Annotated in this window: 21 protein-coding genes; 15 read left to right on the forward strand and 6 right to left on the reverse strand. The window is 56.3% G+C overall.

Annotated elements, in window-relative coordinates:
- The first annotated feature begins 37 nt into the window (after positions 1-37).
- Positions 38-1,573 carry a murein biosynthesis integral membrane protein MurJ gene (gene murJ, locus SP99_RS08345; protein WP_045285006.1) on the forward strand — a complete coding sequence of 512 codons (1,536 nt, stop codon included), beginning with the start codon at positions 38-40 and terminating at the stop codon, positions 1,571-1,573.
- Between the two features lie 59 nt (positions 1,574-1,632).
- Here murJ and flgN read toward each other — a convergent pair whose 3' ends face one another.
- The 3 genes from flgN to flgA all read right to left on the reverse strand — a co-directional run bounded on the left by flgN (position 1,633) and on the right by flgA (position 3,109).
- The gene (gene flgN / locus SP99_RS08350; RefSeq protein ID WP_025755834.1) at positions 1,633-2,058 is read right to left on the reverse strand and encodes a flagella biosynthesis chaperone FlgN; all 426 of its coding nucleotides are present in this window, start codon (positions 2,056-2,058) and stop codon (positions 1,633-1,635) included.
- A gap of 4 nt (positions 2,059-2,062) precedes the next feature.
- Positions 2,063-2,356 (reverse strand): flagellar biosynthesis anti-sigma factor FlgM, encoded by a 294-nt coding sequence (gene flgM, locus SP99_RS08355; protein WP_045285005.1) that lies wholly within the window; start codon positions 2,354-2,356, stop codon positions 2,063-2,065.
- Between the two features lie 93 nt (positions 2,357-2,449).
- Positions 2,450-3,109: a flagellar basal body P-ring formation chaperone FlgA gene (gene flgA, locus SP99_RS08360; RefSeq protein WP_047958266.1), complete on the reverse strand. Its 660-nt coding sequence runs from the start codon at positions 3,107-3,109 to the stop codon at positions 2,450-2,452.
- A gap of 157 nt (positions 3,110-3,266) precedes the next feature.
- On the opposite strand from flgA, the gene flgB reads away from it, so the two are divergent.
- The 11 genes from flgB (at position 3,267) to flgL (ending at position 13,163) form a co-directional block, all read left to right on the forward strand.
- Complete coding sequence (gene flgB, locus SP99_RS08365; protein WP_025755831.1) at positions 3,267-3,683, forward strand: flagellar basal body rod protein FlgB; 417 nt, start codon at positions 3,267-3,269, stop codon at positions 3,681-3,683.
- A 3-nt stretch (positions 3,684-3,686) separates the two neighbouring features.
- Complete coding sequence (gene flgC / locus SP99_RS08370; protein ID WP_025755830.1) at positions 3,687-4,091, forward strand: flagellar basal body rod protein FlgC; 405 nt, start codon at positions 3,687-3,689, stop codon at positions 4,089-4,091.
- Positions 4,092-4,102: 11 nt separating this feature from the next.
- Positions 4,103-4,813: a flagellar hook assembly protein FlgD gene (gene flgD, locus SP99_RS08375; RefSeq protein WP_025755829.1), complete on the forward strand. Its 711-nt coding sequence runs from the start codon at positions 4,103-4,105 to the stop codon at positions 4,811-4,813.
- Between the two features lie 26 nt (positions 4,814-4,839).
- A complete protein-coding gene (gene flgE / locus SP99_RS08380; RefSeq protein ID WP_047958267.1) occupies positions 4,840-6,090 on the forward strand; it encodes a flagellar hook protein FlgE in 1,251 nt (416 codons plus the stop codon).
- A 20-nt stretch (positions 6,091-6,110) separates the two neighbouring features.
- Positions 6,111-6,866, forward strand: a complete 756-nt coding sequence (locus SP99_RS08385; RefSeq protein WP_025755827.1) for a flagellar basal body rod protein FlgF — start codon at positions 6,111-6,113, stop codon at positions 6,864-6,866.
- A gap of 11 nt (positions 6,867-6,877) precedes the next feature.
- On the forward strand, positions 6,878-7,660 hold the full coding sequence (gene flgG, locus SP99_RS08390) for a flagellar basal-body rod protein FlgG (RefSeq protein WP_008500810.1): 783 nt from the start codon (positions 6,878-6,880) through the stop codon (positions 7,658-7,660).
- Positions 7,661-7,717: 57 nt separating this feature from the next.
- Positions 7,718-8,416, forward strand: coding sequence for a flagellar basal body L-ring protein FlgH (flgH, locus tag SP99_RS08395; protein WP_025755826.1), 699 nt, complete (start codon positions 7,718-7,720; stop codon positions 8,414-8,416).
- A 12-nt stretch (positions 8,417-8,428) separates the two neighbouring features.
- Positions 8,429-9,526, forward strand: coding sequence for a flagellar basal body P-ring protein FlgI (locus tag SP99_RS08400; RefSeq protein WP_025755825.1), 1,098 nt, complete (start codon positions 8,429-8,431; stop codon positions 9,524-9,526).
- Positions 9,526-10,479 carry a flagellar assembly peptidoglycan hydrolase FlgJ gene (gene flgJ, locus SP99_RS08405; RefSeq protein ID WP_045285001.1) on the forward strand — a complete coding sequence of 318 codons (954 nt, stop codon included), beginning with the start codon at positions 9,526-9,528 and terminating at the stop codon, positions 10,477-10,479. Before SP99_RS08400 ends, flgJ begins: the two co-directional genes overlap by 1 nt.
- 75 nt (positions 10,480-10,554) lie before the next feature.
- Entirely contained in the window at positions 10,555-12,195 is a 1,641-nt protein-coding gene (flgK, locus tag SP99_RS08410) for a flagellar hook-associated protein FlgK (protein WP_025755823.1), read from the forward strand.
- Positions 12,196-12,209: 14 nt separating this feature from the next.
- Positions 12,210-13,163 (forward strand): flagellar hook-associated protein FlgL, encoded by a 954-nt coding sequence (gene flgL, locus SP99_RS08415; protein WP_025755822.1) that lies wholly within the window; start codon positions 12,210-12,212, stop codon positions 13,161-13,163.
- 74 nt (positions 13,164-13,237) lie between these two features.
- On the opposite strand, the gene SP99_RS08420 is transcribed toward flgL, so the two are convergent.
- Positions 13,238-14,452 (reverse strand): MFS transporter, encoded by a 1,215-nt coding sequence (locus SP99_RS08420; RefSeq protein WP_047958268.1) that lies wholly within the window; start codon positions 14,450-14,452, stop codon positions 13,238-13,240.
- Positions 14,453-14,561: 109 nt separating this feature from the next.
- Here SP99_RS08420 and SP99_RS08425 point away from each other — a divergent pair, with 109 nt between their 5' ends.
- Complete coding sequence (locus tag SP99_RS08425; RefSeq protein ID WP_047958269.1) at positions 14,562-15,500, forward strand: LysR family transcriptional regulator; 939 nt, start codon at positions 14,562-14,564, stop codon at positions 15,498-15,500.
- A gap of 41 nt (positions 15,501-15,541) precedes the next feature.
- Here the strand turns inward: SP99_RS08425 and rne are convergent, their stop codons facing one another.
- Positions 15,542-18,655 carry a ribonuclease E gene (gene rne, locus SP99_RS08430; protein ID WP_047958270.1) on the reverse strand — a complete coding sequence of 1,038 codons (3,114 nt, stop codon included), beginning with the start codon at positions 18,653-18,655 and terminating at the stop codon, positions 15,542-15,544.
- A 572-nt stretch (positions 18,656-19,227) separates the two neighbouring features.
- Here rne and rluC point away from each other — a divergent pair.
- Positions 19,228-20,175 (forward strand): 23S rRNA pseudouridine(955/2504/2580) synthase RluC, encoded by a 948-nt coding sequence (rluC, locus tag SP99_RS08435; protein WP_045284997.1) that lies wholly within the window; start codon positions 19,228-19,230, stop codon positions 20,173-20,175.
- Positions 20,176-20,251: 76 nt separating this feature from the next.
- Here the strand turns inward: rluC and SP99_RS08440 are convergent, their stop codons facing one another.
- Positions 20,252-20,836, reverse strand: a complete 585-nt coding sequence (locus tag SP99_RS08440) for a Maf family protein (RefSeq protein ID WP_047958271.1) — start codon at positions 20,834-20,836, stop codon at positions 20,252-20,254.
- 140 nt (positions 20,837-20,976) lie between these two features.
- On the opposite strand from SP99_RS08440, the gene yceD reads away from it, so the two are divergent.
- Complete coding sequence (gene yceD, locus SP99_RS08445) at positions 20,977-21,498, forward strand: 23S rRNA accumulation protein YceD (RefSeq protein ID WP_021240759.1); 522 nt, start codon at positions 20,977-20,979, stop codon at positions 21,496-21,498.
- Positions 21,499-21,503: the final 5 nt, after the last annotated feature.

Here is a 21,503-nt window from a genome sequence, read left to right on the forward strand (position 1 = left end):
GGCCTACACATCCGTATGGTTCTGGAAATTCACGTTAATGAACTTATTAAAATCGCTGGCAGCCGTCAGCTCGATGACCATGTTCTCACGCGTACTCGGTTTTGCGCGTGATGCGATTGTGGCAAGGGTCTTTGGTGCAGGGATGGCAACGGACGCCTTTTTCGTCGCGTTTAAATTGCCGAACCTGCTGCGTCGTATTTTTGCTGAAGGGGCATTTTCCCAGGCGTTCGTTCCCATCCTGGCGGAATATAAAAGCAAACAGGGTGAAGACGCGACGCGCGTATTTGTGTCGTATGTCTCCGGACTGCTGACGCTGGCCCTCGCTGTGGTGACCGTGCTCGGGATGCTGGCCGCGCCCTGGGTAATAATGGTGACCGCGCCCGGTTTTGCCGACACGGCCGATAAATTTGCCCTGACCACGCAGCTGCTGCGCATTACCTTCCCCTATATTTTGTTGATCTCGCTGGCCTCGCTGGTGGGGGCGATCCTGAACACCTGGAACCGCTTCTCCGTTCCGGCGTTTGCGCCGACGTTTCTTAATGTCAGCATGATCGGTTTTGCCCTGTTCGCTGCGCCGCATTTCAACCCGCCGGTGCTGGCGCTGGCGTGGGCGGTCACCGTGGGTGGCGTACTGCAACTGGCGTATCAGCTGCCGCATCTGAAAAAAATTGGCATGCTGGTGCTGCCGCGCATCAATCTTAAAGATGCCGGGGCGATGCGCGTCATTAAGCAGATGGGGCCCGCCATTCTAGGCGTCTCCGTCAGCCAGATCTCGCTTATCATCAACACCATTTTCGCCTCTTTCCTGGTCTCCGGCTCGGTTTCCTGGATGTACTACGCGGACCGGCTGATGGAGTTTCCGTCCGGAGTGCTGGGCGTGGCGCTGGGGACAATTCTTCTGCCGTCGCTGTCGAAGAGTTTTGCCAGCGGCAATCATGATGAATACTGCCGCCTGATGGACTGGGGGTTACGTCTCTGTTTCCTGCTGGCCCTGCCAAGCGCAGTGGCGCTGGGTATTCTGGCCAAACCGCTCACGGTGTCGCTCTTCCAGTACGGGAAATTCACCGCGTTTGACGCCGCCATGACCCAGCGGGCTCTGATCGCCTATTCGGTCGGATTGATGGGGCTTATCGTCGTCAAGGTACTGGCGCCGGGCTTCTATTCGCGTCAGGACATCAAAACGCCGGTGAAAATTGCCATCGTGACGCTGATTATGACGCAGCTGATGAACCTGGCGTTTATTGGTCCCCTGAAGCATGCAGGTCTGTCATTGTCGATTGGTCTGGCAGCCTGTCTGAATGCCGGGCTGTTGTACTGGCAGCTGCGCAAGCAGGATATTTTCACGCCGCAGCCAGGCTGGGCGAGTTTCCTCGTGCGTCTGATCGTTGCGGTACTGGTGATGTCTGCTGCGTTACTGGGCATGATGTCCATCATGCCGGAGTGGTCCCTGGGCACCATGCCTTACCGTCTGATGCGGCTGATGGCCGTGGTTGGCGTTGGGGTGGTGGCTTACTTTGCCACGCTCGCCGTGTTGGGTTTCAAAGTGAAAGAGTTTGCCCGCCGTACGGCATAAACGCCAAAAGGGGAGTTCACCTTAGGGTGCTCCCCATTGCATGATTTGTCGCTTATGCTTCAAATCGAAATCTTTTTAACACCCGCAATACGCGCCGTCGCCGTCTGACCATCCGCACCGTACAATCCGGTCTCTTTATGCGGTTTCAGCACCTCAAGCGCCTGCTGATTACGCTCAATCTGACCTTCCAGCAGCCAACCGTTATGCTGATTAAGATCGCGCAGATGCTGGGTTTTTTCTGTAATAGTCTGCCAGCGCTCAACAATATCGTCATTGGCGCTGCGCTTAGGATCTTGCTCAGCGCGGCGTTGTTGCTCCAGATAATCCAGCGTCGCCAGAAGCGAACTTTTATCTTCAGTAATACGCTGCAACGCGCTGCCGTTGATGTGACCGGAAGAGAGATGCTGTTGCTCAGCGTCCATTACCGTTTTCAGGTCGTTCAGGACAACCGTCATTTGATCCAGTATTTCTGACAGTCGACTCATACGGTTAGTTACTCTGTAAGAAACTCTGTGCTTCCTGAATCAGGGCATCAGCGATTTTGCTGGTGTCCATTTTCAGTTCACCGTTACGAATAGCCGTTTTCAGCGCTTCAACACGTTCCATATTGATGTCGTTGCTGCCTGGCTGCATCAGTTTTGCCTGCGCATCGCTCAGGGTTACGCTGGTGCTGTTGGAGGTTGACGGTTTTTCCAGACGCGTTTTCTGAGGGGACGCGTCATTCGTTTCGCGAGGTTGTACAGCGCTTACCGGCTTCAGGGCTGATGTACGATCAATGCTCATAGTGTTGTCCTCATCGAGGGTTCGCGGCGTTTGCGCCTGACATCATCATTAGTTGAATATTTATCGGCACGCGCAGCGAAATCTTTAAAAAGATTATAGGTTAATCAGAATATTCCCATCAGAATCGACGGTTCCGCTAACCACCTGGCCTGAGGACATTCTGACGCGGGCGTTTTGCGCTACCGCGGCATTGTTCAACGCTTTGCCTTCGCTGTTGATACGAAAGCCATCTCCGTTGGCCACGACCATGACCTGTTGACCGGCTTTGACCCGCCATGCCTGACGCAGCATCGAGATCTGTATCGGCTGACCCGGGGCGACGTCGCGCAGGCTGACGGCGTCCTGTGCCTGGTTAATATCCAGCATGGTTCGTGGCGGCAGTTGATCGAGACGGCCACGTTTCAGCGTCACGCTGTTTGTTTGCAGTACGCTGCCGCGCGCAATGGGCACGGCGGCAACAACATAATTGCCCGTCGCCTGAACTGCAACCTGTAAATAGCGTTTTTCGTTGGCGCAACGTGCCAGTACGTTCACATTTCCCCACAGCTTTGTGAACCCCACCACGCTGAATGACGGCTGGTCACACGTCGGGTACAGATTCGGTGGTGTGCGCACGCTGACGGTCACGTCATCGCTGAAGCCAGCCAGTTTATCCGCAAAAAAAGCCGTGAGCCGATCCTGGAGACCATCAGCCTGCACCAGGGGGCTTAACAGCAAGAGAGTCGCCACCAGACCACGTTTTAACGTTTGCATCGTCAGTTCCACCGTTTCCAGAGTTGAACAAATTCTACCTGCAGTGGTTTTGCATCAACGGAATAAATAGCGACGCATTTTGCGCTTATTCCGTCGATAGGGGAGACCGGGTGAGATTTAAGCTGTGAACTGAAATTTTGCCATCAGCGGAGGAGACATGCTCGATAAACTCGACGCCGCGTTACGTTTTCAGCAGGAAGCGCTCAATTTGCGCGCCCAGCGGCAGGAGATTTTAGCCGCCAACATCGCTAACGCCGATACCCCGGGGTATCAGGCGCGCGATATTGATTTTTCCAGTGAACTCAAAAAGGTGATGGAGCGTGGACGTGCCGAAGGAACGGGTGTTGCACTCGCCATGACATCCTCTCGCCATATTCCTGCTCAGGCGATGACCGCGCCAACGACCGATTTACTTTATCGCATCCCCGATCAGCCTTCACTCGACGGTAACACCGTGGATATGGACCGGGAGCGCACGCAGTTTGCCGATAACAGCCTGAAATACCAGACGGGCCTGACCGTACTCGGCGGACAAATCAAAGGCATGATGAACGTCCTGCAGGGGGGTAACTGATAGATGGCGTTGCTGAATATTTTTGATATCGCCGGCTCGGCGTTAACCGCTCAGTCCAAACGTCTGAACGTGGCCGCCAGTAACCTGGCGAATGCGGACAGCGTAACCGGACCTGACGGACAGCCTTATCGTGCCAAACAGGTGGTCTTTCAGGTTGATGCTGCGCCAGGCGCGGCGACGGGCGGCGTGAAGGTTGCTGATGTGGTCGAGAGCCAGGCGCCGGACAGGCTGGTGTATGAGCCTGGTAATCCGCTCGCGGATGCCAACGGATACGTGAAAATGCCCAACGTGGATGTGGTGGGTGAGATGGTGAACTCCATGTCGGCTTCCCGTAGCTACCAGGCCAACGTCGAAGTGCTTAATACCGTGAAGAGCATGATGCTCAAAACACTCACTCTCGGCCAGTAAAGGAGACATGCATGTCCATCGCCGTAAATGTGAATGATCCTACGAACTCGGGTGTCAGTAACACCAAAAGTTCGACAGGTTCTAACTCCCTGACGGGGAGTAACGCCGCCGATCTTCAGGGCAGCTTTCTGACGCTGCTGGTGGCTCAGCTGAAGAACCAGGATCCCACTAACCCAATGCAGAACAACGAACTGACCACGCAGCTTGCGCAGATCAGTACCGTGAGCGGCATTGAGAAACTCAACACCACCCTTGGTTCCGTCTCCGGACAGATTAACAGCGCCCAGTCTCTGCAGGCGGCAAGCCTGATTGGTCATGGGGTGATGATCCCGGGAACCACGATTCTGGCGGGCACCAGCACCACAGATGGCAATGCCACAACGACGACCACGCCGTTTGGCGTTGAGCTGCAGCAGCCGGCTGACAAGGTGACCGCGACGATCACCGACGCAACCGGTGCCGTGGTTCGCACCATCGACATTGGTGAACTGAAGGCGGGCGTTCACACCTTTACCTGGGATGGCACCCTCACCGACGGCACCAAAGCGCCAAACGGTTCCTACAAAGTGGCAATCAGCGCCAGCAAAGGGACAACCCAGCTGGTGGCGCAGCCGCTGCAGTTCGCGCTGGTCCAGGGCGTGATTAAGGGGAGCGACGGCAACAAACTGGATTTGGGTACCTCTGGTACCACCACACTCGACGAAGTTCGGCAGATTATCTAAGCCTTAACACTTATCAGGAGTAAGTCATGGCCTTTTCTCAAGCGGTCAGCGGCCTGAATGCTGCGGCCACCAACCTGGATGTCATTGGCAACAACATCGCCAACTCCGCGACCTATGGTTTTAAATCCGGTTCTGCTTCCTTTGCAGATATGTTTGCCGGTTCTAAAGTAGGCCTGGGCGTTAAAGTGGCGGGCATCACTCAGGACTTTACCGACGGTACCACTACCAACACCGGTCGTGGTCTGGACGTTGCTATCAGCCAGAACGGTTTCTTCCGTATGGTTGATTCCAACGGTTCGGTGTTCTACAGCCGTAACGGACAGTTCAAACTGGATGAAAACCGTACGCTGGTCAACATGCAGGGCATGCAGGTGACAGGCTACCCGGCAGCGGGTACCCCACCGACGATTCAGACGGGTGCGAACCCTCAGGCTATCACCATTCCGAATACGCTGATGTCGGCGAAAGCCACCACCACCGCCTCACAGCAGATCAACCTCAACTCAACCGATCCTGTGCAAACTGCCCCGTTCGATGCGACCAACCCGGATACCTATAACAAAAAAGGGACCGTGACCGTTTTCGACAGCCAGGGTAACGCCCATAACATGTATGTCTACTACGTGAAGACAGCCAACAATAAATGGGATCTTTACACGCAGGACGGCAGCGTAGCGGGTTCTACCGCGACGAAAGCGGCGCAGATGAACTTCGATGCGAACGGTAACCTGGCGGGCGTTTACAACTACAACGCTGCGGGTGTACTGAGCGCCACGCCAAAAGCCACGCCGGCCATTAACATCACCACCGGCTCTGTCGGCGGGGCGACGGCGGCGACCTTCTCCCTGAGTTTCCAGAACTCCATGCAGCAGAACACCGGCGCCAACAGCGTGGTGGCAACCAATCAGAACGGCTACAAGCCGGGTGACCTGGTGAGCTATCAGATCAACGACGATGGCACCGTGGTCGGTAACTACTCCAACGAACAGACTCAGGTTCTGGGTCAGATCGTGCTGGCTAACTTCGCCAACAACGAAGGTCTGAAATCTGAAGGCGATAACGTCTGGTCGGCTACCCAGTCCTCCGGTGTGGCGCTGCTGGGTTCGGCAGGCACCGGTAACTTCGGCAAGCTGACCAACGGCGCGCTGGAAGCATCCAACGTGGATATGAGTAAAGAACTGGTGAACATGATTGTCGCGCAGCGTAACTATCAGTCGAACGCGCAGACCATCAAAACCCAGGACCAGATCCTCAACACGCTGGTTAACCTGCGTTAAGCGGCTAACAGGAAAGCGCAATGGATCACGCAATATATACCGCGATGGGCGCGGCAAGTCAGACGCTCAATCAGCAGGCTGTTACCGCCAGCAACCTGGCAAACGCCTCTACGCCGGGCTTTCGCGCGCAGCTCAATGCGCTGCGCGCGGTGCCGGTGGAAGGATTGTCTCTGCCGACCCGTACGCTGGTCACGGCCTCTACTCCTGGCGCCGATATGACGCCAGGGCAGATGGACTACACCTCGCGCCCGCTGGACGTTGCCCTGCAGCAGGACGGCTGGCTGGCGGTGCAAACGGCGGACGGCGGCGAAGGCTATACCCGTAACGGGAATATCCAGGTGAGCGCGACGGGGCAGTTGACGATTCAGGGGCATCCGGTGATGGGGGAAGCGGGTCCGCTGACCGTGCCGGAAGGTTCTGAGCTGACCATCGCCGCGGACGGCACCATTTCGGCGCTGAACCCGGGCGATCCGGCCAATACTGTTGCACCTGTCGGACGTCTGAAACTGGTTAAAGCGGAAGGCAAAGAGGTGCAGCGTGGCGACGACGGCATGTTCCGTCTGACCCAGGCGGCACAGGCGACGCGTGGTGCCACGTTACAGGCCGACCCGAGCATCCGCGTGATGTCCGGCGTTCTGGAAGGCAGTAACGTCAAGCCGGTCGAGGCCATGACCGACATGATCGCCAGCGCCCGTCGCTTTGAAATGCAGATGAAAATCATCAGCAGCGTGGATGAAAACGCGGGCAAGGCTAACCAACTTCTGGCTATGAGTTAACAGGACTCCTTATGATCAGTTCTTTATGGATCGCGAAAACTGGCCTCGACGCCCAGCAAACCAATATGGACGTGATTGCCAACAACCTGGCAAACGTGAGCACCAATGGTTTCAAGCGTCAGCGCGCCGTTTTCGAAGATTTACTTTATCAAACCATCCGCCAGCCGGGTGCGCAGTCTTCTGAACAGACGACGCTGCCATCGGGTCTGCAGATCGGTACCGGTGTTCGTCCAGTGGCCACCGAGCGTCTGCACAGCCAGGGCAACCTGTCTCAGACCAACAACAGTAAAGATGTGGCGATCAAAGGCCAGGGCTTCTTCCAGGTACAGTTGCCTGACGGGACCTCTGCCTATACTCGCGACGGCTCGTTCCAGGTCGATCAGAACGGTCAGTTGGTCACGGCGGGCGGTTTCCAGGTTCAGCCTGCGATCACCATCCCGGCAAACGCCCTGAGCATCACCATCGGCCGTGACGGCGTGGTCAGCGTGACCCAGCAGGGACAGGCCGCGCCTGTTCAGGTGGGACAACTCAACCTGACTACCTTCATGAACGATACCGGCCTGGAAAGCATTGGTGAGAACCTCTACACCGAAACGCAATCCTCCGGTACGCCGAATGAGAGCACCCCGGGTCTGAACGGCGCGGGCCTGCTCTACCAGGGCTATGTAGAAACGTCCAACGTGAACGTAGCGGAAGAGCTGGTGAATATGATCCAGGTCCAGCGCGCGTATGAAATTAACAGTAAAGCAGTGTCGACGACCGACCAGATGCTGCAGAAACTGACGCAACTCTAAGGTGTAGCCCGGTGCGGTAAACGCCGCACCGGCTCCCTGTTTTCGAAGATGAAGGCAATGCAAAAAAACGCGGCGTTTCGTTATCCGATTCTGACTGTTCTGGCCGTCTCCCTTAGCGGATGTGCCTGGATCCCGTCTAAACCATTGGTCCAGGGTGCGACGACTGCCCAACCCGTTCCTGGCCCTGCGCCAGTTGTCAACGGCTCTATTTTCCAGACCGCGCAGCCGATTAATTACGGTTATCAGCCGCTGTTTGAAGATCGCCGCCCGCGTAACGTCGGCGATACCCTGACCATTGTGCTGCAGGAAAACGTCAGCGCGAGCAAGAGCTCGTCGGCGAATGCCAGCCGCGATGGCAAAACGAATTTTGGCTTCGATACTGTCCCGCGCTACCTGCAGGGACTGTTCGGCAACGCGCGAGCAGATGTCGATGCCTCTGGCGGCAATACCTTTAACGGTAAAGGTGGCGCGAACGCCAGCAACACCTTCAGCGGCACGCTGACGGTCACGGTTGACCAGGTGCTGGTTAACGGCAACTTACACGTTGTGGGTGAAAAACAGATCGCCATTAACCAGGGCACTGAATTCATTCGCTTCTCAGGCGTGGTTAACCCTCGCACCATCAGCGGCAGCAACACCGTTCCGTCCACCCAGGTGGCGGATGCACGCATTGAGTACGTCGGTAACGGCTATATCAATGAAGCGCAAAATATGGGTTGGCTGCAGCGCTTCTTCCTTAACTTATCGCCAATGTAAGCGAGGTGACCCATGTTTAAATCGATCTTCGCCGTGGCGCTGGCGCTGGTGGCTACGTTTGCCCAGGCTGACCGTATTCGCGATCTCACCAGTGTCCAGGGCGTGCGCGAAAACTCGCTGATTGGCTATGGCCTGGTGGTCGGTCTGGATGGTACCGGTGACCAGACAACCCAGACGCCATTCACTACCCAAAGCCTGAACAACATGCTTTCCCAGCTCGGCATTACCGTGCCGGCGGGAACCAACATGCAGTTGAAAAACGTGGCTGCGGTAATGGTCACCGCCTCCTACCCGGCGTTTGCGCGTCAGGGGCAGACCATTGACGTGGTCGTCTCCTCCATGGGTAACGCCAAAAGCCTGCGCGGCGGCACGCTGCTGATGACCCCGCTGAAGGGTGTTGACAGCCAGGTCTATGCGCTCGCGCAGGGCAATATTCTCGTCGGCGGTGCAGGGGCATCCGCAGGGGGAAGCAGCGTGCAGGTGAACCAGCTGAACGGTGGGCGTATCACCAACGGTGCGATCATTGAGCGTGAATTGCCAACCCAGTTCGGCTCGGGCAACACCATCAACCTGCAGCTTAATAATGAAGACTTCACGATGGCGCAGCAAATTGCCGATACCATCAACCGCAACCGCGGTTACGGCAATGCAACGGCTCTCGATGCGCGTACCGTGCAGATCCGTACCTCTACGGGCAACAGCAACCAGGTGCGCATGCTGGCCGATATCCAGAATATGGAAGTCAACGTTCCGGTACAGGATGCGAAGGTGATCATCAACTCCCGTACGGGCTCGGTGGTGATGAACCGGGAAGTGTCGCTGGACAGTTGCGCCGTTGCCCAGGGTAACCTCTCTGTGACGGTCAACCGCTCGGCAAACGTCAGCCAGCCTGATACGCCATTTGGCGGTGGTCAGACGGTGGTAACACCGCAAACGCAGATTGATATGCGTCAGAGCGGTGGATCGCTGCAGAGCGTTCGCTCCAGCGCCAACCTGAACAGCGTGGTACGCGCCCTGAACGCCCTGGGGGCAACGCCGATGGATCTGATGTCCATCCTGCAATCTATGCAAAGCGCGGGCTGTCTGCGCGCCAAACTGGAAATCATCTGATGCTGACCGATAGCAAACTGTTGACCAGTGCCGCCTGGGATGCCCAGTCGCTTAACGAACTGAAAACCAAAGCAGGAAAAGACCCGGCGGCGAATATCCGCCCGGTCGCCCGCCAGGTGGAAGGGATGTTTGTCCAGATGATGCTGAAAAGCATGCGTGAAACCCTGCCGAAAGACGGGATGTTCAGTAGTGATTCAACGCGTCTGTACACCAGCATGTATGACCAGCAGATTGCGCAGCAGATGACCGCCGGTAAAGGCCTCGGTCTGGCTGACATGATTGTGAAACAGACCGAAGCCGCGCAGGGCATTCAGCCTGAGGAGCAGCCGCAGCAGGTGCCGATGAAGTTCGACCTGCAAACGGTGACCAGCTATCAGAATCAGGCCCTGACGCAAATGGTGCGCAAGGCCATACCCAAAGCCACGAGCAGTAATGATGAGCCGCTCTCCGGTGACAGCAAAGACTTCCTGGCGCAGCTTTCGCTGCCTGCGCGTCTTGCCAGTGAACAGAGCGGCGTGCCGCATCACCTGATTCTGGCTCAGGCCGCGCTGGAGTCGGGCTGGGGGCAGCGCCAGATCCGTAAGGAAAACGGCGACCCAAGCTTCAACATCTTTGGTGTCAAAGCCACCGCCAGCTGGAAGGGGCCGACAACGGAGATCACGACTACCGAATACGAGAACGGCGCCGCGGTGAAGGTCAAAGCAAAATTCCGCGTCTACAGCTCGTATCTGGAAGCCTTGTCCGATTACGTGGGGCTGCTGAGCCGAAATCCGCGCTATACCGCTGTGACGCAGGCGGCGACGGCGGAGCAGGGGGCGCAGGCCTTACAAAACGCCGGCTACGCGACCGATCCGAACTATGCCCGTAAGCTCACCAGCATGATCCAGCAGCTGAAATCCATGGGCGAGAAGGTCAGCAAAGCCTATAGCACAGATATTGAAAATCTGTTCTGAAAGTTCTCAAGTCCCGGTGGAGGTTGCCGATAACCTTCATCAGGACTTGTGTCTGAACGTATAAAAGGAACCCCCATGTCCAGTTTGATTAACAGCGCCATGAGTGGCCTCAGTGCTGCACAGGCGGCACTCAATACCGTCAGTAATAATATTTCAAGCTATAACGTGGCCGGCTATACCCGCCAGACCACGGTGCTGGGCGCATCTAACAGCACGCTGACCGGCGGTGGCTGGGTGGGTAACGGGGTTTATGTCTCCGGTGTCCAGCGTGAGTATGACGCTTTCATTACCAACCAGCTGCGCGCCGCACAGACGCAAAGCAGCGGGCTGACGACGCGCTATCAGCAGATGTCAAAAATCGACGATGTGCTCTCCGATACGACCAACTCGCTCTCCACCACGTTGCAGGACTTCTTCAAGAGCCTGCAAACGCTGGTGAGCAACGCGGAAGACCCGGCGGCACGTCAGACGGTGCTGGGTAAAGCGGGTGGTCTGGTGAATCAGTTCAAAACCAACGATCAGTATCTCCGCGACCAGGATGCGCAGGTAAATACCGCCATCTCGAGCAGCGTTTCACAGATCAACAACTACGCGGCACAGATTGCCAATCTGAACGATCAGATTTCTCGTCTGACCGGTGTAGGCGCGGGCGCGTCCCCTAACGACCTGCTTGACCAGCGCGACCAGCTCGTGACTGAGCTCAACAAAATCGTGGGCGTGGAAGTCTCCGTACAGGATAGCGGTACGTTTAATATCTCTCTCGGCAACGGGTATACCCTGGTGCAGGGGAGCAAAGCGAGCCAGCTGGCGGCCGTGAAGTCCAGCGCCGATCCGGCGCGTACCACCATCGCCTATGTCGATGACGTGGCCGGGAATATTGAGATCCCGGAAAAGTTTATCACCAACGGCTCTTTAGGCGGTTTACTGACCTTCCGTGCGGAAGATCTGGATAAAGCCCGTAACAGTCTGAACCAGATGGCGCTGGCCTTTGCCGATGCGATGAACACCCAGCATGAAGCCGGTTTTGATGCTAACGGTGATGCTGGCGGCAAGCTGTTCGACTTCGGTTCTCCGGCGGTGCTGTCCAATAGCAAAAACGGCGGTTCCGCCGTTGTCACGGCGTCTGTGACGGACAGTAAACAAGTCCAGGCGACAGATTATACCCTGCAGTTTAATGGCACTGACTGGACGGTCACCCGTACATCAGACAAAACCAGCTTTACGATGAGCCCGGACGCCAGCGGTAATCTGGCGTTTGATGGACTTAAGGTCAATGTGAGCGGCACGGCAAACACCAAAGACAGCTTTACCGTGAAGCCTGTTGCCAATGTCATTATGAACATGGATCTGGCCATCAGCGACGAGTCCAAACTGGCCATGGCTGCGGTGCAGAATGGCGGTGAGAGCGACAACCGTAATGGCCAAAAAATGCTTGATCTGCAAAACGGCAAAGTGGTCGGTGGCAACAAAACCTTCAACGATGCGTATGCCTCTCTCGTCAGTACCGTAGGTAGCACGACGGCGTCACTGAAGGTGAGCAGCCAGACGAAAGCCAATGTGGAAACCCAGTTAATCAAGCAGCAGCAGACCATCTCTGGGGTAAACCTCGACGAAGAGTATGGCAATTTGCAGCGTTATCAGCAGTATTACCTGGCCAATGCCCAGGTGTTACAGACTGCCAGTACGCTCTTTGATGCAATTATCAACATTCGTTAAGGTTGAGGTGAAAAATGCGTATTAGCACCCAGATGATGTACGAGCAGAACATGCGTGGGATCACCGATTCCCAGAGCAGATGGCTGAGCTACGGTGAGCAGATGTCCACCGGTAAGCGTGTTAATCGTCCGTCGGACGATCCCATCGCGGCGTCGCAGGCTATCGTTCTGTCTCAGTCTCAGTCCCAGAACAGCCAGTTTGCCTTAGCGCGTACCTTTGCAACGCAAAAGGTGTCGCTGGAAGATAGCGTGTTAACGCAGGTGAACACCGCGATCTCCAGCGTGCGCGAGAAGCTGGTTTATGCCTCGAACGGGACGTTAAGCGATGACGATCGTCTTTCTCTGGCGACCGATATTCAGGGGATCCGCGATCAGCTTATGAACCTGGCCAACACGACGGATGGTAACGGTCGCTTTATCTTCGCGGGATACAAAACCGAGAGCGCACCGTTTGATGCGGCAACCGGCGATTATAACGGTGGCACTGAGGCGATTACCCAGCAGGTTGATACGGCGCGAACGATGGCCATCAGCCATACCGGACAGCAGATTTTCAACAGCATTACCAGCAATGCTGAAGAGCTGCCGGGCGGTGGGTATGGCGAAACAAACATGTTCAAAATCCTTGATTCTGCTATTGCATCGCTGAAGACACCGATTGAGAACGATCCGGCAGCCGCCGCGGCGCAAAGCCAGGTGATAGCCAACACGCAGATCGGCATTAAAAATGCCCAGAACAACATCCTGACGGTTGTGGCGGATGTGGGTACCAAGATGAACGAGCTGGAAAAACTCGATACGCTGGGTGATGACCGCGCGCTGGGTCAGACAAAGCAGATGAGTGACCTGGTTGACGTTGACTGGAACGAAGCGATCTCTTCCTACACCATGCAGCAGGCAGCCCTGCAGGCATCGTATAAAGCGTTTAGCGATATGCAGGGCATGTCTCTGTTCCAGCTGAACAAATAACATCTTGACCTCTTGAAACATGTCTTGAAACTGGGCATGTTTTACTGCCCAATCCGTCTGGATTGGGCATTTTTTTATGCTGCTTCTGCCGCAGCGGAGGCGATACGTGCGCTTTCCATCAGGCGAATTGCCAGCGCAATGATGCCGCAGAAGGTTGCCAGAGCGACTACCCCCGTCCAGCCAGCCAGCGAATAGATGTTACTGCCTAACGCCGAACCCAACGCCATTCCGATAAACACCATCGTGAAGAGCAGCGCATTAAGACGACCGCGTGCCTGCGGTTCAAGGCTGTAGACCAGGTTCTGGTGGGCGACCAGACTGGATTGCAGACCCAGATCGAAACCGACGGCAGAGAGGGCGATAAGCATCAACTGCCCATGAACACCCAGTACGGGCATCAGGAACATCAGGGCGAAGGAGACCGTCACCAGAACAGCACCAAGCTGCGTGACTTTTCCTGCGCCCAGCTTGTCCGCCAGACCTCCTGCCAGCGGGGCCGCTAACGCACCGGCGGCACCGGCAATACCAAAACCGCCCGCGACGGCACTGCCCAGGTGATAACGTTCCAGCAGCATGACTGCCAGCGTAGACCAGAAGGCGCTAAAGGCAATGGACAGAAAACCCTGAGCCAGCGCGGCGCGGCGCAGCGCCGGATAGCGACGCCACAGGTGCTCCATTGAACGCATCAGCGCGGGGTAGCTCAGCGTGGAGTGAATGGCAAAACGGGGAAGTACAAACCACATCATTACCCCGATGAACGCAATGCTCGCAGCCGCCAACTGGTACATGACGCGCCAGCCGAACGCTTCGCCCACCACGCCGCTCACGGTCCTTGATAATAAGATACCCAGCAGCAGCCCGGTCATTACCGTTCCTACGGTTTTCCCCTGTTTGCCTTCCGGGGCGAGGATCGCCGCGGCGGGAACAATATCCTGTGCCATGGTGGCGGCCATACCGATAAGCAGGCTTGCTACCAGCAGAGAGTGGAGCTGCCCGGTCAGGCTACAGCCGAGGAGAAACAGGGCCAGTGCCGCGCTTTTGATCAGGATTAACGTCCGGCGGTCATGACGATCGCCAAGCGGAAGCAGGAACAGGATACCTAACGCGTAGCCTGCTTGCGTCAATGTGGGAACCAGCCCCATACCTTCAATCGTGAGATGAAGATCGGCACCCATCAGCGGCAGAAGAGGCTGGGCGTAGTAGATCGATGCCACGCTGAAGCCAGCCCCGAGGGCCAGCATGAAAATCACCCAGCGGCTTGCAGCATGGGGCGTTGTAGTTGTGTTCATAGGTTGTTCCTCATTCGTCGTGTGAAGCTATTTTTTACCAGCAGGCGTTGCGTGGGTAGCCAGCCCGGTGGTAAAACGCTTATACGTTGAGCGTATAGGCAAAAAGGCGATGAAAAGAACTGAGCGTATAGACAGGGTGGAGTTGATGCGGACGTTTGTCCGCATTGTTGAGGCGGGTTCACTCTCTGCGGCGGCACGGCAGCTGGCAACAACCCAGGCCACGGTGAGCCGACGTTTACAGTCGCTTGAGACAATGCTGGGCGTGCGCCTGCTGCTGCGTACCACCCACACGACGCGGCTGACGGATGACGGCGAACGCTGCTATCAACACGCTCGTCGGGTGATTGACAGCTGGCTGGCGCTGGAAGATGAGGTGGGGCAGTCGGAAGATGAACCGGTAGGCGTGCTGCGGGTGCGGGCACCGCACGCCTTTGGGCAGGATCAGCTTCTGAAGCCGGTAACCGAATTTTTGCAACGTTATCCGCAGCTTTCTATCGAGTGGATGCTTAACGATCGGTCAGCTGATTTTCTCGGCGACAACCTTGACTGTGCGATTCGGGTGGGCGTGGAAGTCGATCCGGCGACCGTCTCCGTGCTGCTGGCTGAAGTGCCGCGCTCGGTGGTGGCTTCTCCGGCACTGCTGGCCCGTTTCCCGACGGTTAACACCCCGGAGGATTTGCAACAGCTCCCCTGGATAGCCATCAGCTCGTTCTACCAGCGTCATGTGGAGCTTTTTCACGAGGCATCACTCGCCACCGCGCGAGTGGCGATTACACCCCGCCTCAGCACTGACAGTCTGTATGTCGCGCGCAATACGGCCCTCACCGGGCTTGGCGTCGCGGTCGTATCCAGCTGGACGGTACAGGATGATATTCGGGAGGGGCGGCTGGTGCATTTACTGCCAGAGTGGCAGCCGGCGGCATTACCGGTGCATCTGGTATACCCCTGGTCCCGTTATTATCCAGCGCGCTTGCGGCGCTTTCTGGAGCTGATGCGGCAGGTCATGCCGGAGGTCACCGGGATGAGAAAACCCGTACAGCAGCCATAAAAAAAGCCGACCCGGAGGTCGGCTTTTTACGTTCAGCGTCGTTATTCAACAGACTGTGGACGCGTTGCCGGGGCGGTCGCCTGGTGCGTTGCACTGTGGCCACCTGCAGCGCCTTTACCGTCGAAGTTGAACGCCGGGCGTACCCAGTCACTGTGACGCGGGGCTTCAGGCACGTATTCCGGTGCTGGCGCGCGCGTCATCGGTGCTGTCGCTACGTGGGCAGCGGCTGGCGCAGAAACCACCGGCTCTGGTTTCACCTCAGGTGCTTTCGCTTCTTCGGCTTCACGAACAGGTTCCACGGCAATCTCTACGTCCTGAACCACTTCTTCAGTGACGGTTTCGACCACAACCTCTGCGGCTTCTTCAACCGCGGCGGTAGGCTGCGCTTCTTCCACAACGCTTTCAGCCACGGCGGTGTCTTCTTCAGCAATCAGCTGTGGTGCGGCATCAACCGGCGTGGCAATCACTTCAGGATGCGTGGTTTCCACTTCAACCGCCTGCGGCGCTTCAGCTGCAACAGCCTGCGGTTCCACCACGGTAGCGGCTTCAGCCACCACTTCTTCAGCGACAGTGACAGGTGCAATCACCTCTTCGGTTACCGGCTGTTCTTCAACAACCTGCTCCGGACGAGCAACCGGGTAGCGGATCCAGACCTTACCGGAGGCCATTTCTGGCGAAGCACAGGCAATAGTCAGCGGCATTGGCGACTGGGTCGGGTAACGCTCGTCACGATAGCGACGACGGCGCTGACCGCTGACGCGCAGATGACGTGGGGAACGACGCGAACGACGTGGCATGCCGGCGTTATCACGGTTTTCACCGTTTTCATCCTGCTCTACGTTGTTGTCCACGACCGCTGGCAGGTCAACTTTTGCCAGCTGCGTACCGGCTGCGCTCTCGTTTGTTTCCGCAGCGATTGCTGGCGCTTCGGTGGCTTCGGAAGCGAAACGCACTTTCTGGGTAAGCTGGCGCTGCTTACGACGCGGCATTACCTGAGTGCGTTCTTCCTGCTCGCCGTCCTGCTGTTCAACAGGCTCTTCGCGGTTCAGGTTTTTGACTTCCTGCTGCGCCTGACGCTTCTCGTCGTTACGACGACGGTTACGTTCACGGCGTGGCTGCTGGTCGTCACGCTGTTTGCTCTTCTCAGACTCATCGCCCGCCTGCTGGCGAATTTCACGATCGTCAACGTTCTGCTGTTGTTTCTCGCGACGGTTACGACGGTTGTCTTCGCGTTGCTCACGGCCTTCGTTATTCTCAGCGCGGTTGTCACGACGTTCGCTACGGTCGTTACGGTCGCTGCGGTCATTACGATCGCGGCGGTTGTTCTGACGCTTGCGGCGGTCCTGCTGACGCTCAGGTTTAGCGGCTTTCGGCTCTTCTTTCGGCTGCTCTGGTTGAACTTCCTCGCCGGCAAACATTTTCTTCAGCGCACCGAAGAAGCGGCTCAGCAGGCCAGGCTGCGCAGGCTGGGCTTTCGCCGCTGCGGCCTCTGGTTTCTGCGTTGCGGCTTTCGCTGCCGGTTTTTCCAGCGCCGTTTCTGGCGGAGCTTCAGGCATGATAAAGGTGGCTAACGCAGGCTGCTCTGGCAGTTTGCGCTCGGCCGGCTCTTCATCGGAAGGCAGAGCCATCTCTTCTTCATGCAGCTTCGGCAGCAGGTAGCTGAGGGTCGTTGTCTCTTCGCCTTTACGGACGCGCAGCACGTGATAGTGCGGGGTTTCCATCTGATCGTTTGGCACGATGATGCAGCGAACGCCACCCTGACGCGCTTCAATGGCACTGACCGCGGCACGTTTTTCGTTCAGCAGGTAGGAGGCGATTGGCACAGGAACAATGGCGTGAACCTCTTTGGTATTCTCTTTCAGCGCTTCTTCTTCAATCAGACGCAGGATAGAGAGGGACAGAGATTCGTTATCACGTACGGTACCGGTGCCGGAGCAGCGCGGACAAACGTGATGGCTGGACTCACCCAGCGACGGGCTCAGGCGCTGACGGGACATCTCCAGCAGGCCGAAGCGAGAAATATGGCTAATCTGGATACGCGCACGATCCTGACGAACCGCTTCGCGCAGACGGTTTTCTACCGCGCGCTGGTGGCGAACAGGGGTCATGTCGATGAAGTCGATGACAATCAGACCACCCAGGTCGCGCAGGCGGAGCTGGCGGGCGATTTCATCAGCGGCTTCAAGGTTAGTGTTGAAGGCTGTCTCTTCGATGTCGCCACCACGCGTCGCACGCGCGGAGTTAATGTCGATAGCGGTCAGCGCTTCAGTGGTATCGATAACGATAGAACCGCCGGATGGCAGACGCACTTCACGCTGGAAGGCGGACTCAATCTGGGATTCGATCTGATAGTGGCTGAACAGCGGGATTTCACCGGTGTACAGTTTGATTTTGCTGGTGAAATCCGGACGGCCCAGTGCGGCGATGTGCTGGCGAGCCAGCTCAAGGACTTTCGGGTTATCGATCAGAATCTCACCGATATCCTGACGCAGGTAATCGCGGAAGGCACGCACGATGACGTTGCTTTCCTGGTGGATCAGGAACGGAGCAGGGCGGCTTTCCGCTGCTTTCTGGATAGCTTCCCAGTGCTTCAGACGGAAGCTCAGGTCCCACTGCAGCGCTTCGGCAGATTTACCTACGCCTGCGGTACGCACGATAAGCCCCATGCCATCAGGCAGTTCCAGGCTTGCCAGCGCTTCTTTCAGCTCGGTACGGTCATCACCTTCGATACGGCGAGAGATGCCACCCGCACGCGGGTTGTTAGGCATCAGAACCAGATAGCTCCCCGCCAGGCTGATAAAGGTGGTCAGTGCGGCACCTTTGTTGCCACGCTCTTCTTTATCAATCTGAACGATAACTTCCTGACCTTCACGCAGAACATCTTTGATGTTTGGGCGGCCATGGGCGTTGTAGTTTGCAGGGAAATATTCGCGGGCGATTTCTTTCAGAGGGAGGAAACCATGACGCTCAGCACCGTAATCGACAAATGCAGCTTCAAGGCTTGGTTCAATGCGGGTGATTTTACCTTTGTAAATGTTCGCTTTTTTCTGTTCGTGTCCAGGACTTTCGATATCCAGATCGTACAGGCGCTGCCCATCCACAAGGGCGACACGCAACTCTTCTTGCTGAGTTGCGTTGATTAACATTCTTTTCATCGTAACTTACTCGTTATTCTTACATTGACGACAAAGCTGCGGGCAAGGTGACGCTTTCCGGGGTATGAACCGATGGCCTCGTGTCTATTCACGTCGCCAACCTCACGGTTGTCGCTCGCTTAAGAGGCGCAGAGTGTCGGTTGCCTGTGTTTCATACGGAAACACAGCGCAATTATCAGGGGAATTGCCTGGGTAGAACTCTCCAGAGAACAATCCTTATACCGGGAAGTACTGCAACCCGCAGCCCGCTAACTGCCTGAAAGATCAATACGTCTTACGCCATTGCTGCGTGGATGATCGGTCAGACAAAATTGGTCATTCCGTCGAGATCCTTACAAAACCCGGATTTAACGCGGAAAACGGCTTCATTATTCCACTGCTAGCCGGGTTATAGCAAGATGACTTTTACCAATTATCACCCGGTTACTCACAGTTTCTTCACTTCAAGGTGGTGATTGGTTTAATAACCACCAAACCGATTGCGCGAAACAGGGGGCAGGCCGGATAAAAGTAAATATAAGCATAGAAAAATGAGTGGCGCTAATGGCTGACGATATTTAGAATCGCCCACCATGAAAACAGAGACTCCAGCCGTAAAAATGGTTGCCATCGCCGAAGACGAAGCGGGGCAACGTATCGATAACTTTTTGCGCACTCAGCTGAAAGGCGTGCCAAAGAGTATGATTTACCGCATCCTGCGCAAGGGCGAGGTGCGGGTTAACAAAAAGCGCGTCAAGCCTGAGTACAAGCTCGAAGCCGGTGACGAAGTGCGCATTCCACCGGTGCGCGTTGCTGAACGCGAAGAAGAGGTTGTGTCGCCGAAGCTGCAGAAAGTGGCGGCCCTGAGTGATGTGATCCTCTACGAAGATGACCACATTCTGGTGCTCAATAAGCCGTCCGGAACGGCGGTGCATGGCGGGAGCGGTTTGAGCTTCGGCGTGATTGAAGGGCTGCGTGCCCTGCGTCCGGAAGCGCGTTTCCTTGAACTGGTTCACCGACTTGACCGTGACACCTCCGGCGTACTGCTGGTGGCGAAGAAGCGGTCAGCGCTGCGCGCGTTGCATGAGCAGCTGCGTGAAAAGGGCATGCAGAAAGACTATCTGGCGCTGGTTCGCGGTCAGTGGCAGTCCCATGTGAAAGTGGTGCAGGCGCCGCTGCTGAAGAACATTCTGCAAAGCGGCGAACGTATTGTCCGCGTGAGCCAGGAAGGCAAACCTTCTGAGACGCGTTTTAAGGTGGAAGAGCGCTATGAGTTTGCCACGCTGGTGCGCTGCAGCCCGGTGACCGGACGTACCCACCAGATCCGCGTGCATACACAGTTTGCAGGCCATCCGATTGCGTTTGATGACCGCTATGGCGATCGCGAATTTGATAAGCAGCTGGCGGGCACGGGGCTGTCGCGTCTGTTCCTGCATGCGGCAGCGCTGAAGTTTACCCATCCTCATACGGGTGAAATCATCCGTATTGAAGCGCCGCTGGATGAGCAGTTGAAGCGGTGTCTGAAAGTGCTGCGCGGCTGATTTTGCCCGGCGGCGCTACGCTTGCACGGGCCTACGGTTTTGTAGGACGGGTAAGCGTAGCGCCACCCGGCGAAGATCACATTGTCAGTGGATTACACGCTTCTCGCCTTAACATCTGACACAACGCAATCAGGGGCAATCCCACCAGCGTGTTGGGATCCCGGCCTTCCAGCTTGTCAAACAGCGCAATCCCCAACCCTTCACTTTTAAAACTACCCGCACAATTGAGCGGGCGCTCCCGTCGCACATAATCCTCAATTTCTTGCTCACTGAGGTGGCGGAAGTGAACGTCGAAGGGCTCGCATTCTGTTTGCAGATGACCAGAGGCGGAGTTATAGAGCGCCAGACCCGTATAAAAAGTGACGATATTGCCGCGCGCCTGCAGTAATTGCTGACAGGCTTTCTCCTCGGTGTGAGGCTTGCCGGTGATTACGCCGTCCAGCACACAAACCTGATCGGAGCCTATAATCAAATGCGAAGGGTAGCGTGCGGCCAGCGATTGCGCTTTCTCTTTCGCCAGACGCGTCACCAGATGACGCGGTGACTCACCCGGTTGCGGCGTCTCATCAACCTCTGGCGCGGCACATTCAAACGGGATCCCGAGCTTTTCCAGCAACATTCGGCGGTAGGGAGAGGTGGACGCAAGAACGAGATTTGGCATATTTTTATCACCAGATATAGCGTATCGATGCCAGCCATTTTAAACTACAGGCCGCAATGTGTGCGAATAATTGGCAAAAGGCAGCCCAGGTTGCCTTTTTCTTTGACTCTATGACGTTACAAAGTTAATATGCGCGCCCTATGCAAAAGGTAAAATTACCCCTGACTCTTGATCCGGTTCGTACGGCTCAAAAACGCCTCGATTACGAAGGTATTTATACTTCCGATCAGGCTGAGCGTATTGCCGAATCCGTAGTCAGTGTGGACAGTGATGTAGAATGCTCCATGTCGTTCGCTATCGACAACCAGCGTCTCGCCGTTTTAACCGGTGATGCAAAGGTGACGGTAACGCTCGAGTGCCAGCGTTGCGGGAAACCGTTTGTACAGCATGTTCACACAACGTATTGTTTCAGTCCGGTTCGTTCTGACGAACAGGCTGAAGCACTCCCGGAAGCGTATGAGCCGATTGAGGTTAACGAATTCGGTGAAATCGATCTTCTGGCTCTGGTTGAAGATGAAATCATCCTCTCCTTGCCAGTGGTTCCGGTGCATGATTCTGAACACTGTGAAGTGTCCGAGGCGGACATGGTCTTTGGGGAACTGCCTGATGAAGCGCAAAAACCAAACCCATTTGCCGTATTAGCCAGCTTAAAGCGTAAGTAATTAAG

Source organism: Enterobacter sp. BIDMC92 (assembly GCF_001030225.1).
In the GTDB taxonomy this organism is placed as follows: domain Bacteria; phylum Pseudomonadota; class Gammaproteobacteria; order Enterobacterales; family Enterobacteriaceae; genus Enterobacter; species Enterobacter sichuanensis.